Origin of the sequence: Neobacillus drentensis, from assembly GCF_036962765.1 — a bacterium.
Lineage (GTDB): Bacteria > Bacillota > Bacilli > Bacillales > Cytobacillaceae > Neobacillus > Neobacillus drentensis_C.
Genome location: NZ_JBALOS010000166.1, coordinates 1 through 15428, shown reverse-complemented (window position 1 = coordinate 15428; position 15428 = coordinate 1). Strand labels below are relative to the sequence as shown.

Below are 15428 nucleotides of genomic sequence, written 5' to 3'. Positions count from 1 at the left end.
GTTTATTTGCTGTGAAAAATGAATTTGAAAGATCTGCAACAAAGGAACTGATTGGAGAGTGGCTAATAAAAAGCAATGCTTTCAGAAAAGTTCTTAATGATTTGATAGCTGATAAGAAAATGGAAAACGTTAAAACGGAGGAAAATATAATAGGAACAATAAGGTTCCTGGAGAAATTACTTGAAATCACAACAGAAGACATTTTAAGTGCTCGTGTTGAGAGATCTCACTAGTTTCCGAAATAACCATTAAAATGATAGAAAATTTTTTTGGAGTATGTTTTTTAGAAAAGTTAAATAGGGAATCTCAAACGGTATGAATTCCCTATTTAACTTCTGCTTCTATTTTTGTAATGCATCTTCCTATCAGGAAAATATGTTTAACTTTTCCAATCATATAAGATTCCCTAATAAACATGAGTAAGAAAACGATAATATATTTATCTTGCCTGGAACATTTAACAAATTTTATTAATGTAAATGGTAATCCTAATCTGTAATAACTAGGAGGGATAATAAAATGGAACAAGTTAATCACCATACTAAAATTAATGCATCAGAAAATGCTGTCATTTGGTCACAATATGTTAATGACAGTTTGTCACGATGTATTCTTCGCTATATGTTACATGATGTAAAGGATGAAGATATTCGCGATTTACTGGAATTTGCCTTAGAATTATCAGAAACTCATTTAGAAAAAACGAAGCAATTCTTATCCTTAGAAAATCTTCCAATTCCAATAGGCTTTACAGACGAAGATGTCACAGTAGACGCTCCTAGTTTATTTACTGATACATTTAAGATTGTTTATTTACATATTATGACAATTCACGGTTTGACGAGATATGCTGGTGCCACTAGTGTTTGTATACGAGAGGATGTAAGAAAATACTTTATTGAATGTACTTCGCAAACATTGGAACTATATGATAGGGTAACTAGTGTTTCCTTAAATAAGGGAATTATTAACAAACCTCCTACTTTAAACAATCAACAAAAGATTGATTTTGTTAGGAAGCAAAATTATTTAACTGGTTGGTTCGGGAAACGTAGACCTATTAACGCAATTGAAATCAGTGGTGTGCATCTTAATATGCAGAAAACAATGGTGAAAATGGTATTGGAGTTAGGATTCAGTCAAGTTTGTCAATCTAAAGAGGTACGAGATTATATGGACCGTGCTCGTAAGCTTTGTATTAAACACTTTGATATTCTAAGTTCAATGTTAAAAGAGGAGAATCTTCATGTTCCAAAGTTATTTGAAACAGAAGTAACAGATTCAACAGTTCCACCCTTTTCAGATAAACTTATGCTATTTCATATAGCGACACTGCTTTCTGCAGCAATTGCTTATTATAGTGAGGCATTATCAATGGGACAAAGAAGAGACTTAACGGCAGATTACGCACGAATGAATACCGAAATTGCCTTAATTGCTGAAGATGGTATAAATCTATTAATAGAAAAGGGATGGATGGAACAACCTCCCTCTGCCACTGATCACGAAAGTTTGGCAAAGAATTAGATCAATGATAATTATGCTTTATGAAAAAGAAAGGACCTAGTTATGATGGGTGTCAAAATGGTTGATAAAAAAATAGTCGGTGAAAAAGCAGCAGAGTTTGTTAAAGATGGCATGGTTGTGGGGCTTGGTACGGGTTCGACAGTTTTTTATACCATACAAAAGCTTGGTCAGCTAGTGAAGGAAGGCCTTTCCATTAAAGGTATTCCAACTTCTGTTCAAACGGAAGAATTGGCTAAAGAATTAGGCATTCCACTTACAAGCTTTAGTGAAATAGAAAGTATAGATATTGCTATTGATGGAGCAGATGAAGTCAATTCAGAATTAGAACTGATCAAAGGTGGTGGCGGCGCACTTTTAAGAGAGAAAATCATAGCGAGAGCAGCTAAAATATTTATTGTTGTAGCAGATTCATCTAAAAGGGTAGAGAAATTAGGTGCGTTTCGATTGCCTGTAGAAGTTTTTACGTTCGGTTATGAAATGACGGAAAAACATATTAGAGCCATTGGTTTAGTCCCGGAAATTCGATTAAACGGTGAAACTCCGTTTATTACTGATAATGGGAACTATATTTTTGACTGCCAAATTCCTGAGCACGTTCAGCCTGAAATGTTAGAACGAATGCTTAACATGATACCGGGAGTCGTTGAAAATGGGTTGTTTGTTGGAATGACTGACTTGGTGATCACTTTAGATCAAGAAAAAAATGTTGTCATGTTAAGAAGGTAAGAACATAAGAGAGAGACTTTATGTCCCTCTCTTATGTTTTTATATCTTTACAATGATTCTACCTCTTGCTTGTCCTTTTAAAATAGTAGGCAAGTTTTCAGGTAATTCTTCAAGTGTAATTTCTTTCTGTATAATTTCAGAAAGAGTAGAAGGTTTTAAATCGGTTGCCATGCGATTCCATAGTTCTTGCCGAACATCCATTGGACAATAAACAGAATCAATACCGAGAAGGTTTATGCCACGTAAAATAAACGGAAACACGGAGGTAGGAACGCTTCCTCCACCAGTTAAACCACTGACCGCAACTGAACCATTATAGTGGATTTTACTTAAAATGGAAGCAAGTGTCTCTCCTCCGACTGGATCAACCGCTGCAGCCCAATTTTGTTTATCAAGAGTTTTTATTTTACCATTAAAGACATCTTCACGAGAGATAATCTCTTTTGCACCGAGCTTATGTAAAAAAGTATGCTCAGAATTTTTACCCGTACTAGCGACAACTTCGTATCCTCTTTTTGAAAGCATGGAAACAGCTAAACTTCCTACCCCACCAGTAGCTCCAGTGACAAGGACTTTGCCCTTTTCTGGCGATAAACCGTTATCTTCTAACCTTTGAATGGAGAGGGCTGCAGTAATACCTGCTGTCCCCAAAATCATTGATTCTTTCAACGTTAAATTTTTTGGTAATTGGACAATCCAATCACCAGGAATTCGGGCAAATTCACTATAACCACCATAATGGGATACCCCAATTTCATAGCTTGTTGCAATGACTTCGTCCCCTTCACGGAAACGTGGGTCTTGAGAGGATACGACTACCCCTGCTAAATCAATACCTGGAATAAAGGGATAGGTTGTAACGATTTTCCCATTCGGAATACTTGCTAAACCATCTTTATAGTTTATAGCAGAATAAACAACTTTGATTAAAACATCACCTTGAGGTAACTCATTTAAGGTAATATTTTTGACTTGAACAGAAAAATCGTTTTCATTTTTATCTACCATCAATGCTTTAAATTGTTCCATCATTCTTTAACTCCTTTCTTGAACTGCAGAATAGAATTATATTTTCATTGCTAATATATAATGTATGGAAGGATATTACAAGTACAGACTTTTATTTTATATAGTGAAAAAAGTATACTGTGGAGTATAATAAATATGGAGGTGATGTGAAATGTCGCGAATGCAGGATAAGATGTTTAATTGTGAAAAAGAATTAACTCTTTCCGTTATCGGTGGTAAATGGAAGATGCTTATACTATGGCATCTAGGAAAAGAGGGAACGAAGCGATTTGGTGAACTGAAAGCTCTTATGCCAGGGATCACGCAGAGAATGCTAGTTAATCAATTGCGAGAACTGGAAGAAGACTTGATTGTAAAACGCGAAGTCTATCCCGTGGTTCCTCCAAAAGTAGAATACTCCCTTACTGAACAAGGAAGAAGCTTGATGCCGATTCTCGATGCTATGTATAACTGGGGAAAAGATTATATGGAAACTGCTGGGTTGAATCCTTTAGTAAGACAAGAGTCGATTAGGTAAATTTTAACTGGTAATCTAAGGTTGACTCCGGCCAAGGGGGTCAACCTCTTTTCATGATAATTTAATAATTATTTTTAGTATTTTGTAATGCCTCAAAATAAAGCTGATAATTAACTTTTATTTTCATTTTTCCCCAAGCGGCTAACCATACCTTTTCACTGATGGGTTTGGAAAAGGGGCTAAGGGTGTGTGCCCCGATTTGAAGAGGATCCACCTTCAGCTCTTGCATTTTTTTTATGAGGTCCGTAGTTTTCATTTCTAATTCAGTTTCAATTTCCTTCTGAAGCTGCATCAGTTCATTTCCGTTTAGGATATTTTTATTACCTTGATATTCCTCAATTCTTCCATTTAGTTTAACGTTTATTGTAACTAGGGAAAGATTTTTATCTAAATCCACATTTACTCTTGAGCGTAGACGTCCAATAACCACATCTAATTTGGGTATTGGAAAAAACTTCAAATAGTGATCATTGTCAAGAAGTTGAAATATTTGATCTTCGGTACTTGTGACCGTTTCTATTAATTTATCATTGCTAAAAAAAGCAGTCCCCTCGTAAGTAAAGTTATCTTTCGCTACTGTGAAAACAGGAAGAACGGGATCTGAAAATGGTGAAAACAGCTTATTTTTATATTCATGCAAATTGACAATGGTCATTTCACCTTGTTTTTTCCTCTCATAGTGTTTTAGCATCCGATACAGGTAATAATCAAGGTTTTCTTGCTTCTTTGCTTGTCTGTTAATATATTCGTCAAAATTACCTTTAACGATTACTAAATACATTCGTTGCGAAATATCATAGTCTGTCAATAGCGTGTTAATCAACTGAATAATCCCTTGTTTCGCTAGTTCCTCATGAATTAAAAACAAACGGAGTTGTCCAACCTTCAATTCACGATAATATCTTAAATTAAAGTCTTTTCCTCCCTGTTTAAGGAGATCAACTTCTAGTGTTAATAAGCTTTTTGGCTCATTTACTAATGGAGGGACTAATGTACTCATTTTTATTTTTCCTTTTTCGCCTTTACTAATTGACCAAAAAGTGACAGGGGCAATATCTTCAATTGTATTGTTCTCAACAAATGGGGCACATCCTGGAATCATGACTAATGAAACAAAGATTCCCCAAACTAAAAGCATTTTCTTTCGTCTCATGCTTTTACACGCCCTTTTAGCTTTGTCAATAGGAGCAAGAATGTTGGGACGATAAAGTAAGTTATTCCACTTAACCAAATTTGAATATTCAGGAGAATATTCTGTTCCGTTTCAATGGACCAAATCCAATTATTCACAATTACAAAGCAGAGAAATAACATAATACAAGTGACAGCAAAACCCATACGTGAAGGTTGGGTACTTGTTTTTTTTAGGATGATTCTTGTAGCCCCATATATACATAACAAGAAAATTGATATAGCAAACACCAATAAAAACATATGTAGAGAAATCAGGATAATATCCAGTCGTTCAAACAAGGGAGATTGTAAGTATCGAATCATATGAATAATAGGGTATTTACTTTTACTTAAATAATTTGAACCGAAAAAGAATAAACTCGCAATAAACAATAGCAAATACTCTGAAGTAGAAAGAGCATTCGCATAGGTTAAATATTTACTCATTTTTTGTTGTGGTTTGATCCAAGGAATTAAACAGATTAAATACTCTGGTCCTGAATATGAAGACCAAATGAGTAACAATCCTTTCCATGAATCAGTTGTCCAATTTGTTGGTATCAAGGGATACAAATCATGTAATGCAGCGATTGGTGGAATAAAAAAGGGAAAATATAAAAAAATTATCCAAAAAACACATAAAAAAACAATTACCACAAACCGTATGGTATTTTTCATTCCTAGTGAAGCAACATAGGAGCTCGTAAGAAGAATGAAAAAAATAATCCAATTTGAATTCATTGATGGGAAAATAAAATCATGAATGACTTCCAAGTATCCGAGTGTGATCACCGTTATTTTGATTAGTATCAATATTAGGCCTATAAAAGTCAAAAGCCTTACCATTCGAACACCAAAAAGCTCTACAAAACCTTGATATCCCTTTTTAGCATAATTTGATTCTAGCCATTTGCATAACAGCCTTAAATTGAGTTGGGAAAAGATTGCCATTGCAACAATGCCCCAAATCATAAACGGGTGTAATAAGTAGGTAGGCATTAAAAAAAATAGGTAAAGCATTTGGAAACGGTTGACGATGAAAAAGGCATAGATTCCGTCAAATTTAGATGATTTATCAAATAAGGAAAATGTGGTCAACTTTGAATCACATCCTTCGTTTGTATCTCCATTTCTGTAAAGGGTGTAAATGATCCGGACGGGATTTCATGTTTATTAAAGGCCCTCTAATAAAGAGATCGATCCAGTCCTTCCAGTAAAATGGAGCGATTGGTGAAAAATAGGGTTGTTTTAAGGAAGTAAGACCATTTAGATGTGCCAAAATGGCAACAGCTCCCATGGCAATGCCAAAAACACCAAAAAAGGATGAAAGGAGAAGAAAACCAAATTGAATGAGTGTATTTGCCTTCGTCATCAAATAGTTTGGTACTAAAAATGAGGAGATGGTTGAAATACAAACTATTACAATTAATACTTTGCTCGCAAAACCCGCTTGAACCGCTGCTTGACCGATAACTATACCACCAATCACCCCTAAGGTTTGACTTGATTTGGTCGGCATCCGTAAACTCGCTTCTTTTATGATTTCAAGAATAGTTAACATCACTATTGCTTCCCAAAATGGTGTAAAAGGTAGTTTACTTCTAGATTCCACTATAACAAATAGTATTTGTAAGGGAATCATTTGATAATGGTGGGTTGTTAGTGCAACATAAAATGGTATCAGTGTGACGGACAGAAAAAAGCTTAAATATCGAATAAGTCTTAAAAAACTTGCAACCGGCCAACGATTAATATAATCCTCAGGTGATTGGAAAAGGTGAAAAAAGGTGATTGGTGCAATTAATACAAAAGGTGTGTTCTCTACCAAGATAGTTAATTTACCGAGCCCTAAGGAATAAGCACAAACATCTGGGCGGTCAGTTTGTTGGAATTGTGGAAAAATACTGTGATGATGTTCCTCCATAAATGCCGCTACCTGGGATGAATCGAAAAATAAATCAAAGTTAATTTCAGAGATTTTCTTTCTTGCTATTGATATATATTCAGGATTGGTCAACCCGTCTATGTACATTAGGACAACCGTTGTTTCACTTAATGAACCTACTTTATATTTCTCTGTTTTTAATTCAGTAATAGGAAGTCTTCTGCGTATGAGGGTGATATTTGGTTCTAATTGTTCAGTGAAACTATCTTTTGCACCGTATAAAATTGTTTCTGTTTCAGAGGTTTCAATCCCCCTACTTAATTCGTTAGGAAGAGGAATGACCAACCATTGTTCTTGGATACAATCATTCAGAAGTACAGCACCGGTGAGGAGTAATTTCTGTGCCTCTTCAAGTAATTGGATCTTCATTACTTTAGGTGTGGCTATGCTTTCGTAAATCATGGCATGTGGACATTGGATAACAGGTTCTATTATCGATTCATTCAAACGATCCTGGTCAATTAAGGTTCTTAAATAGATTAAGACAACTTTTTGATCGTTAAGTGTAGTGCGTTCGATTATCTCTACATCGTCCATATTGTCTAAAACCTGTTTTAGAGAGTCTAGTGATATCTTCCTTTGCACAGGTTGTTGTGTGTCACTACTATCATTAGCAATGCTTTTACCCTTTTTCCAAAACATAAATATCCCCCACTGATATAAGCTGCCATTTGTTCACTTTAGAAAAAGTGTAATGGTAATTCTTCCTTTTAGTATGAAAAAGAAAAGATTATTTTATCCTAATAAAATAAGGTAGGGGAAACTATATTAATTTTACAGTATAGTTTTTTACACTATGTAATGAAAAAGTGCGTACTTGTTCAAATTTTTCATTTCGCTAATAATAGGATTAAATGATTATTACAAATAGAAAGAAGGGGATTGTATGCAAATGAGAGTATCAGCCGTTCAGTATTATCTTCATACCATTAGCTCTTTTAAAGAGTTTGCAGACCAGGTGGAGCATTATATAAAAACAGCAGAAGAATTCGAATCCGATTTTATCATCTTCCCTGAATTTTTCACTACTCAACTTATGTCCATTGGCAACGATAAAGGGGAAGCATTAACCATCCAAGAACTACCTGATTATACCGATCAGTACCGGTCGTTATTTATCGAACTTGCCAAACAATATAAGATGCACATTATAGGTGGAACACATGTGATCCGTAAGGGGGATCGCCTTTATAACGTTGCTCATATGTTTTACCCGGATGGAAGAGTGGTGGAACAAGCGAAACTTCATATAACTCCAACAGAGGTACATGAGTGGAATATGAGTCCCGGAGACGGTCTGGAAGTTTTCGAGACTGAAAAAGGGAAAATCGCTATGTTAACGTGCTATGACATTGAATTTCCGGAAATCGTTCGTATGGCAAAGGCGAAAGGAGCAGATGTCATTTTCTGTCCATCATGTACAGACGATCGCCACGGCTTTCACCGTGTTCGTTACACAAGTCATGCAAGAGCCATCGAAAATCAAGTCTATGTTGTCACAACTGGTACGGTCGGTGCGCTGCCAACCGTTGATTTCATGCGTGCCAATTTTGGCCAGGCAGTTGTCATCACACCAAATGACATTCCATTCCCGCCAAAAGGGATTTTGGTAGAAGGTGAGATTAATCAGGATATGATCGTTACAGCTGACTTGAATTTAGAGCTATTATATCAGGTTCGTGAAAAGGGTTCTGTTACCACTTGGCGTGATCGACGTACAGATCTTTACCCTGATTGGGAAACAAAATAAGTTGATTTATACAATGAAATGGGGGAAGCCTCATGTATCGAAAAGAATTTTTCGTTTTCGACCAAGACAAACCTGTTCCAGTTGTCATCCGAAATTATGAAAAGAAGGACTTTCCTGACTTAATTCGTATTCAACAGGAAAGCTTTCCTCCTCCATTTCCATCTGAATTATGGTGGAATGAAGAGCAACTAAATAATCATGTGACTCTTTTTCCACAGGGAGCTTTATGTATCGAAGTGGATGGTGAAATAGCTGGGTCTATGACTGGACTTCTTGTCGAATTTGATCCTCAACATCCAGAACATTCCTGGGAAGAAATAACGGATAATGGTTATATCCGGAACCAAAACCCTAATGGGAATACCTTATACGTTGTAGATATAGGTGTCCGTCCAGCTTTTCGAAAATTGGGATTAGGCAAGTGGCTGATGTTTTCTATGTATGATGTGGTTGTTCATTTGGGGTTGGAAAGACTGCTTGGTGGAGGTAGAATGCCAGGGTATCACAGACATGCAAATGAAATGACACCAGAACAATATATTGATGCCGTGGTAAAAGGAGAGTTGAAGGATCCAGTTATTACTTTTCTCCTCCGTTGCGGCCGTACCCCTGTAAGGGTAGTAGCAAACTATTTAGAAGATGAAGAATCCTATAATTATGGGACTCTAATGGAATGGAAAAATCCGTTTTCCCATTCAAAATAAAGAAAAGGGGATGATCCAATGGAATATAGTAGAATAACCAATATCACCGATCCGTTATTTAAACAAATGCATCAATTAATGCAAGATGTGTTCCCCCCAGAAGAAGTACTAGAATATGATCTTTGGAAAGAACCGTTAGAAGATCCAGGTATCTGTGTTTTTGTCGCTGTTCATGAAGGAATAGTAGTGGGCGCAACTGAGTACCGTTATTATGAAGATTTTAATGTAGCAATGACGGATTTTACAATTATTGGCCAAGCAGGCTTGGGCATCGGTCCATTTTTAGCGAATAAAAGACTAGAAGACTTGAATGAATTAGCAGCAGCGAATGGGAAGAAACTAATGGGTATGTTTGCTGAAATCTATGATCCATATCGTGTAGAGCATTATGAATTTGGCGGTGTTAAGCCGATGGATCCTTATGTTCGTCGTGAAGTGCTGGCACACCTTGGATACAAACGTCTGGATTTTCCATATGTTCACCCGTCCTGGAACAATGATGGAGAAGCTGTAACTGGTCTAGACCTATGTTTCCTCCCAATGGATGGAGAAAGGAATGAACTGCAAACAGACTTAATAGTGAAATTTTTGAAACGCTATTATACCGTCTTATCAAATAAACCAGAGACTTGGTATTCAATGATTGAAAACTTAGAAGCAAAAGAAAAAGTGGCATTATTATATTTTTAATGATTGAAAAAGCTTGCTGATTAAGTCGAAGTTTAGACTAAAGTCGGCAAGCTTTTTTTGTAAAAAGAGAGAAATATGAAAAAAGTTCATTTTTTTTCCAAAAATGTGAACAAAAAACCAGTTTTGTCACGTCTAATTCCTTTAGAGGGTTCGTTATCTATATCGGACAATATAAAAAGTGAGAGAGGTAAAAAATGAAAAAATATTTGGATCTGCCCCTTAGGATCGTTCTTATGATTTCAGGAATCCTTTTTGTTTTTGCACTACCTACATTAATTGGGATAGGGAAAACACTAACGATTAACTTTAAGCCGTTTTGGAAATTTATTGAGATTAGTATTCAAAAATTGACTCAAATTAATGATCCTCAATTCATGGGCTTATTTGAACAAATGAATATGGCTGAAAGCTATCGGTATTCGATGACCATTGTATTTGCATCCTTAATGGTGGTTATTGTTGTTGGTATGCTGGGAGCGTTAATGGTGCAAATGGCACCCAAAAAAATAGGGAAACTGTTCAGGAAAGTGACGGATTTTTTTGAGTCCGTTCCGGATTTACTTGTTATTTTTCTCTTTATGTTTTTCGTGATCACACTCTATAAAACAACTGGACTGAAATTTTTGCAGCTATATAGCATCTTTGGTCACAAGCCCTATTTTGTGCCTATTGTAACCATCTCTTTCCTCCCAACCCTGTTTTTTATGCAATTTCTATTTAAGGCTCTAGAGGGGGAAGAGTCTAGGGACTATGTTTTATACCTCAAGGCTAAAGGAATTAGGAAAAGTAGAATTTTTATTGTACATATGATTCGTAACATCTTTCCACTATTAATCATTCAGCTGAGAACAAGTATTTGGATTATTCTCTCCAATCTTTATCTTTTGGAGTTCATGTTTAACATCAATGGCTTCACGAAAACTTTTCCAATCGCAATGGGAATGGGAGAGTTTTTATTACTAGTCATATGTCTACTTCTGTTTACATTGCCTCTTTTGTTAATAGAAGCCTTGAGCCTATTGGTGCTAACGTTTTTTAAAGGGAAGGAGAGTGTTAGTTTATGAGGAAGTATAAAAAACGACTGTAGGAATAACTCTCCTCCTTCTTCTTTTTCTAGCGAGTTATTTATACCCCTTTAGGAACAAGCCTCAGTCTGATAGAGAATCGTATCGTCAAGAGATCCAGCAAAAAATTAGTAAATCATTTCATGAGAGTTTCGGGACTTATGGCAGTCCAAGAGTACATGATGATTTGGTGGAATGGGGATATATTATTTCTCAAAAAACTGTAGCTCGGATTATGAAAGAATTGGGCTTTAAAGCTACACCAAAAGAAAAGTTTGTAGTTACAACAGATTCGAATCATGACCTAAATATTTATCCTAATCACCTTAATCGTCAATTTAGTGTAAAAAGAGCCTAATAAAGTTTGGGTATCTGATATAACGTATATTTAGACGCTTGAAGGATGGGTTTATTTATCATCCGTTATGGATTTATACTCTAGGAAAATTGTGGGCTGGTGCCTAGCTTCACACATGAAGAAAGAGTTATCGATTCAAGCGTTGAATATGGCTATTACTTCTAGGCAGCCTGGGGCAGGCTTAATTCATCATTCTGACCGAGGTTCACAGTATTGTTCTCATGATTATATAGACATATTGAAAGAGAAAGAAATGGAAATTAGCATGAGTAGAAAAGGTGATCCTTACGATAATGCTTGTATTGAATCATTTCATGCCACAATCAAGAAAGATTTAATTTATAGAAGACGTTTTAATACAAGGATTGAAGCTATAAAAGCAATCAATTTTTATATTGGAAGCTTTTATAATGAAAAAAGAAAACATTCTAAATTGGGATATACTTCACCAAATAAGTTTGAGAGAAAACAACAACAGTTTGTGCTGGAAAACGTCTCATAGTTTCTCATTTGGTCATTTCAACTACCTTACCAAACGAAGTGCGGTAGTGATTTTGAAGAAAAAAATCTCATTTATTAGTGTCTACTTTATTGACAGAAGACCAAAACGAAACTGGAGTGTTCCACTAGACTACCGAATATTGAAACTGAAACAAGTTATATTTGGATGGGTAAACTACTTCAGAGTGGCAAACATGAAAAAGGTGACTGAACGAATAGACAATAAGCTTCGCTCCAGAATTAGGGTCATCATCTGGAAACAATGGAAAGTAGCGAAGAAACATATCAAATCGCTTATTCAGCTAGGAATTCCGGAGGAAGAAGCGAAAGGATTAACCTACTGTCGAAAAGGTTACCAATACAATGGATTCTCAAAAGTCGTCCAAAGAGCAATCTCAAACAAAAGACTAAAGCAGAGGGGAGTCACCTCTGCTTTAGAACATTATCTAAAAGTACACACTGTGATATAAATTGAAACGCCGTATACGCGATCCGTACGTACGGTGTTGTGAGAGGGGCGAAAATAATACATTTATTTTCCCTCTACTCGATTTTCCACCATTTCCACCATTTCCTTTGCTCGGCGACTGCTATTTGTTTTCTTGTTTCTTCCACAAACATATTACTTCGTTCCTTCTCCAATTGCTCCATACGTTCAACATACTTCAAAATTAGATTAATTTTTTCTTCTAGCTGAGCTTCACGTACTGCCTTCTCCTTCAAATGTTTGATTAAATCTAAGTTTACTTGCTCCAAATGTTCTATACGATCCAATAACTCATTAGTGTTAGTATTCTGCTCATTATCGACATCATTAGTTGTCCGTAACGGCACCTCTTCCGTAAGGGTTACCGTTTTATTTTCTTCAGTGATCCATGTCATCACAGCTTCGGCTGAACGGTCCATCGTCATACCTTCTTGCTTACTGAATTCGATTAATTTACGGAATGCGATAACATCTTTTTCAAAATAGGTTCTATGTCCTCTGTTATTACGCTTAACTTGATACCCATGTCCTTCCAAGAGAGTGGCATGCTTCCGTAATGTTTTGCCATCAATTCTAAGCAATTCCTGTACGTTACTAGGTGAATATATAATCGTCATACACTACACCTCCAATTTAACATTTCTATAAAGCGTTGAGAAATCCTTTATATAATTAGAAAATCAATCTTCTGAACTAGTCGATTTCCCCCTCTTTTGAAAGAACGATTCCATCGCTGATGATAAGGGTTGAGAATTGTAGGTTATGCACTATTTGGAAGGATATGGCTAAAAAAGTAAGGATGTCAGTGGTATCTTCTCGAGTTTGGATGACATTCCTTTATACAGCAAAATACACCGTTTTTTCGACTTTGAATGACTTAGTGTTCAATGATAAGATGAACACCATGAAAGAAAACAATTCGCCCTTGGAAAAGAACTGAAAGGAATGATTTGGTATCAATCATTTACAATTAAGTTATACGAGCGAAATGGAAAAAGCGATGCGTAGTGCTCATGGTGTAGGTTATGAAGACTATAGAAGATATCATTCAGTGAGAATGAGAGTCGAAAAACGCCGCGAAAAGGAATATATAAAATGTCGTCGAATGGTTGCCGAATTGGACCGACTTGTTCATTATAATAATCGCTTAAAGACTTGAATTAAAAGGGAAACCAATGTGAATGAACACTGGTTTCCCTTTTTTATTTCATATAAAAACAATAAGCATTTCCATATTAAGAATGTGAGCTTTTCATAATTTGAGGGTGTGTTTTTTTTACTATTTTTTAATCCGATAAATAGGTTAATCTTAACTGGACAATAAAATTAAGGTTAAGTAGACTACAACTAAATCATAATAACCGCTTTTATTTTCCTATCAGGATAAAAGTTTTGGTCGGAGATAATTAAAAAGCAACAGCAAAATATCCTGCCACCTAATCACTAAAGAGGAGGAATGAACATGTTAGAATTTGATACAACTATGGACCAACTCGCCACGATTAAAGTCATCGGTGTTGGAGGCGGGGGAAACAACGCCGTGAACCGGATGATTGACGAAGGAGTGGAGGGTGTAGAATTTATTTCTGTTAATACAGATGCACAAGCTCTTAATCAATCAAAAGCAGCAGTCACGATGCAAATCGGTACAGCGTTGACAAGAGGTTTGGGAGCAGGGGCAAATCCGGAAATAGGTAAAAGAGCCGTTGAAGAAAGCAAGCAGCAAATAAAAGAGGTGTTAGAAGGCGCAGATATGGTTTTTGTTACTGCTGGTATGGGCGGTGGGACGGGCACAGGGGCAGCGCCTGCCATTGCTGAAATTGCGCGCAACCTCGGTGCCTTGACAATAGGGGTTGTAACACGCCCGTTTAAATTTGAGGGCCGGAAGCGTGCTGCTAACGCTGAAAGTGGAATAAACGAAATGAGGAAAGCAGTAGACACCTTAATTATTATTCCCAACGATCGCTTATTAGAGATTGTCGATAAAAAAACACCAATGATTGAAGCATTCCGTGAAGCGGATAATGTACTACGCCAGGGTGTTCAAGGGATTTCCGATTTAATTGCTGTGCCAGGTTTAATCAACCTTGATTTTGCAGACGTGAAAACGGTCATGTCCCATAAGGGAACTGCCTTAATGGGAATTGGTATTGCCAAAGGAAAAGATCGTGCTGTTGAAGCTGCACAAAAAGCCTTAAATAGTCCGTTACTTGAAACTTCCATCAATGGAGCTCATGGTGTGATCATGAACATATCTGGCGGGAATAATTTAAGTCTTTTTGAAGTACAGGAGGCAGCAGACATTGTTGCTTCTGCTTCTCATGAGGAGCTAAATATGATTTTTGGTTCAGTCATAAACGAACACTTGGACGAAGAAATTATCGTAACAGTGATTGCTACTGGATTTACTGAGAAAGAGGAGCCAATATTACAACCGCCTTCCCAGCCTCCAATCGAAGAAATGTCTAATCCATATCAACGGGAACAACGTATACACCGTGATCCGATAAACCGAGGCGAACCAGTTCAAGAATATGATAGACACTCAGAACAGCCAGAAGAATCTCTGGATATTCCTGCGTTCTTGCGCAATCGAAAAAGACGATATTGATAAAATTAAACTATACATTTTCTGTGATTGATACATATACTCAACCATCAACACTTTTTTAGCATTTTGGAATCATTAGTTCTATTTTAATTATTATTGTGTTGCAGTATCAAAAATACATTGTGACCTCCTTACTAATGGAATATCCATTTAGATAAGGAGGTTTTTTTATGAATAAATAATGATTTTCTCAAAAATTCGAATCAAAAAACCGGTTAAGCATCGTCTAATGAGTTTAGAAGAGTGTGAATCAATACATATATAAGAGAGGTGAAGAAATGTATAAATTACTATAACTCCCCCTTAGGATCAGTCTCATCATTTCCGGAATCCTTTTTGTTTTTGC

At 36.2% G+C, this 15428-nt stretch carries 15 protein-coding genes and 2 pseudogenes; 12 read left to right on the top strand and 5 right to left on the bottom strand.

Annotation, left to right across the window (positions count from 1 at the left end):
• From V7137_RS20210 to rpiA, 3 genes and pseudogenes are all read left to right on the top strand, one after another.
• Positions 1–233 (top strand): annotated as a pseudogene (locus V7137_RS20210) (hypothetical protein); the annotation flags it as partial.
• Positions 234–519: 286 nt separating this feature from the next.
• Positions 520–1527 (top strand): DUF3231 family protein, encoded by a 1008-nt coding sequence (locus tag V7137_RS20205; protein WP_026566631.1) that lies wholly within the window; start codon positions 520–522, stop codon positions 1525–1527.
• Positions 1528–1584: 57 nt separating this feature from the next.
• Complete coding sequence (rpiA, locus tag V7137_RS20200; RefSeq protein ID WP_335699737.1) at positions 1585–2253, top strand: ribose-5-phosphate isomerase RpiA; 669 nt, start codon at positions 1585–1587, stop codon at positions 2251–2253.
• Between the two features lie 39 nt (positions 2254–2292).
• On the opposite strand, the gene V7137_RS20195 is transcribed toward rpiA, so the two are convergent.
• Positions 2293–3285, bottom strand: coding sequence for an NADPH:quinone oxidoreductase family protein (locus tag V7137_RS20195; protein ID WP_335699736.1), 993 nt, complete (start codon positions 3283–3285; stop codon positions 2293–2295).
• A gap of 148 nt (positions 3286–3433) precedes the next feature.
• Between V7137_RS20195 and V7137_RS20190 the strand changes: the two genes are divergently transcribed.
• Positions 3434–3799, top strand: coding sequence for a winged helix-turn-helix transcriptional regulator (locus V7137_RS20190; protein WP_108669074.1), 366 nt, complete (start codon positions 3434–3436; stop codon positions 3797–3799).
• Between the two features lie 61 nt (positions 3800–3860).
• On the opposite strand, the gene V7137_RS20185 is transcribed toward V7137_RS20190, so the two are convergent.
• The 3 genes from V7137_RS20185 to V7137_RS20175 all read right to left on the bottom strand — a co-directional run bounded on the left by V7137_RS20185 (position 3861) and on the right by V7137_RS20175 (position 7559).
• Positions 3861–4952: a Ger(x)C family spore germination protein gene (locus V7137_RS20185; RefSeq protein ID WP_335699735.1), complete on the bottom strand. Its 1092-nt coding sequence runs from the start codon at positions 4950–4952 to the stop codon at positions 3861–3863.
• Complete coding sequence (locus V7137_RS20180; protein WP_335699734.1) at positions 4949–5944, bottom strand: GerAB/ArcD/ProY family transporter; 996 nt, start codon at positions 5942–5944, stop codon at positions 4949–4951. Before V7137_RS20180 ends, V7137_RS20185 begins: the two co-directional genes overlap by 4 nt.
• Positions 5945–6077: 133 nt before the next feature.
• Positions 6078–7559: a spore germination protein gene (locus V7137_RS20175; protein WP_335699733.1), complete on the bottom strand. Its 1482-nt coding sequence runs from the start codon at positions 7557–7559 to the stop codon at positions 6078–6080.
• A gap of 244 nt (positions 7560–7803) precedes the next feature.
• Between V7137_RS20175 and V7137_RS20170 the strand changes: the two genes are divergently transcribed.
• From V7137_RS20170 to V7137_RS20145, 7 genes and pseudogenes are all read left to right on the top strand, one after another.
• A complete protein-coding gene (locus V7137_RS20170) occupies positions 7804–8667 on the top strand; it encodes a carbon-nitrogen hydrolase family protein (protein WP_335699732.1) in 864 nt (287 codons plus the stop codon).
• A gap of 32 nt (positions 8668–8699) precedes the next feature.
• Positions 8700–9371 (top strand): GNAT family N-acetyltransferase, encoded by a 672-nt coding sequence (locus tag V7137_RS20165; RefSeq protein ID WP_335699731.1) that lies wholly within the window; start codon positions 8700–8702, stop codon positions 9369–9371.
• Between the two features lie 18 nt (positions 9372–9389).
• Positions 9390–10061: a GNAT family N-acetyltransferase gene (locus tag V7137_RS20160; protein ID WP_335699730.1), complete on the top strand. Its 672-nt coding sequence runs from the start codon at positions 9390–9392 to the stop codon at positions 10059–10061.
• Positions 10062–10255: 194 nt separating this feature from the next.
• On the top strand, positions 10256–11125 hold the full coding sequence (locus tag V7137_RS20155; RefSeq protein WP_335699729.1) for an ABC transporter permease subunit: 870 nt from the start codon (positions 10256–10258) through the stop codon (positions 11123–11125).
• A 25-nt stretch (positions 11126–11150) separates the two neighbouring features.
• On the top strand, positions 11151–11483 hold the full coding sequence (locus tag V7137_RS30745; protein ID WP_420490156.1) for an IS3 family transposase: 333 nt from the start codon (positions 11151–11153) through the stop codon (positions 11481–11483).
• 49 nt (positions 11484–11532) lie between these two features.
• Positions 11533–11985: pseudogene (locus tag V7137_RS20150) on the top strand (IS3 family transposase); the annotation flags it as partial.
• Between the two features lie 52 nt (positions 11986–12037).
• Positions 12038–12454 carry a group II intron maturase-specific domain-containing protein gene (locus tag V7137_RS20145; protein WP_335699728.1) on the top strand — a complete coding sequence of 139 codons (417 nt, stop codon included), beginning with the start codon at positions 12038–12040 and terminating at the stop codon, positions 12452–12454.
• A 73-nt stretch (positions 12455–12527) separates the two neighbouring features.
• Here the strand turns inward: V7137_RS20145 and V7137_RS20140 are convergent, their stop codons facing one another.
• On the bottom strand, positions 12528–13088 hold the full coding sequence (locus V7137_RS20140) for a hypothetical protein (protein WP_335699727.1): 561 nt from the start codon (positions 13086–13088) through the stop codon (positions 12528–12530).
• Positions 13089–13933: 845 nt separating this feature from the next.
• Between V7137_RS20140 and ftsZ the strand changes: the two genes are divergently transcribed.
• A complete protein-coding gene (ftsZ, locus tag V7137_RS20135; RefSeq protein ID WP_335699726.1) occupies positions 13934–15082 on the top strand; it encodes a cell division protein FtsZ in 1149 nt (382 codons plus the stop codon).
• Positions 15083–15428 lie beyond the last annotated feature (346 nt).

Excerpts from the sequence above, each read along its gene's own strand:
- V7137_RS20205 (WP_026566631.1), top strand. The coding sequence starts at position 520 with ATGGAACAAGTTAATCACCATACTAAAATTAATGCATCAGAAAATGCT.
- rpiA (WP_335699737.1), top strand. The coding sequence starts at position 1,585 with ATGGTTGATAAAAAAATAGTCGGTGAAAAAGCAGCAGAGTTTGTTAAA.
- V7137_RS20195 (WP_335699736.1), bottom strand. The coding sequence starts at position 3,285 with ATGATGGAACAATTTAAAGCATTGATGGTAGATAAAAATGAAAACGAT.
- V7137_RS20190 (WP_108669074.1), top strand. The coding sequence starts at position 3,434 with ATGTCGCGAATGCAGGATAAGATGTTTAATTGTGAAAAAGAATTAACT.
- V7137_RS20185 (WP_335699735.1), bottom strand. The coding sequence starts at position 4,952 with ATGAGACGAAAGAAAATGCTTTTAGTTTGGGGAATCTTTGTTTCATTA.
- V7137_RS20180 (WP_335699734.1), bottom strand. The coding sequence starts at position 5,944 with ATGATTTGGGGCATTGTTGCAATGGCAATCTTTTCCCAACTCAATTTA.
- V7137_RS20175 (WP_335699733.1), bottom strand. The coding sequence starts at position 7,559 with ATGTTTTGGAAAAAGGGTAAAAGCATTGCTAATGATAGTAGTGACACA.
- V7137_RS20170 (WP_335699732.1), top strand. The coding sequence starts at position 7,804 with ATGCAAATGAGAGTATCAGCCGTTCAGTATTATCTTCATACCATTAGC.
- V7137_RS20165 (WP_335699731.1), top strand. The coding sequence starts at position 8,700 with ATGTATCGAAAAGAATTTTTCGTTTTCGACCAAGACAAACCTGTTCCA.
- V7137_RS20160 (WP_335699730.1), top strand. The coding sequence starts at position 9,390 with ATGGAATATAGTAGAATAACCAATATCACCGATCCGTTATTTAAACAA.
- V7137_RS20155 (WP_335699729.1), top strand. The coding sequence starts at position 10,256 with ATGAAAAAATATTTGGATCTGCCCCTTAGGATCGTTCTTATGATTTCA.
- V7137_RS20140 (WP_335699727.1), bottom strand. The coding sequence starts at position 13,088 with ATGACGATTATATATTCACCTAGTAACGTACAGGAATTGCTTAGAATT.
- ftsZ (WP_335699726.1), top strand. The coding sequence starts at position 13,934 with ATGTTAGAATTTGATACAACTATGGACCAACTCGCCACGATTAAAGTC.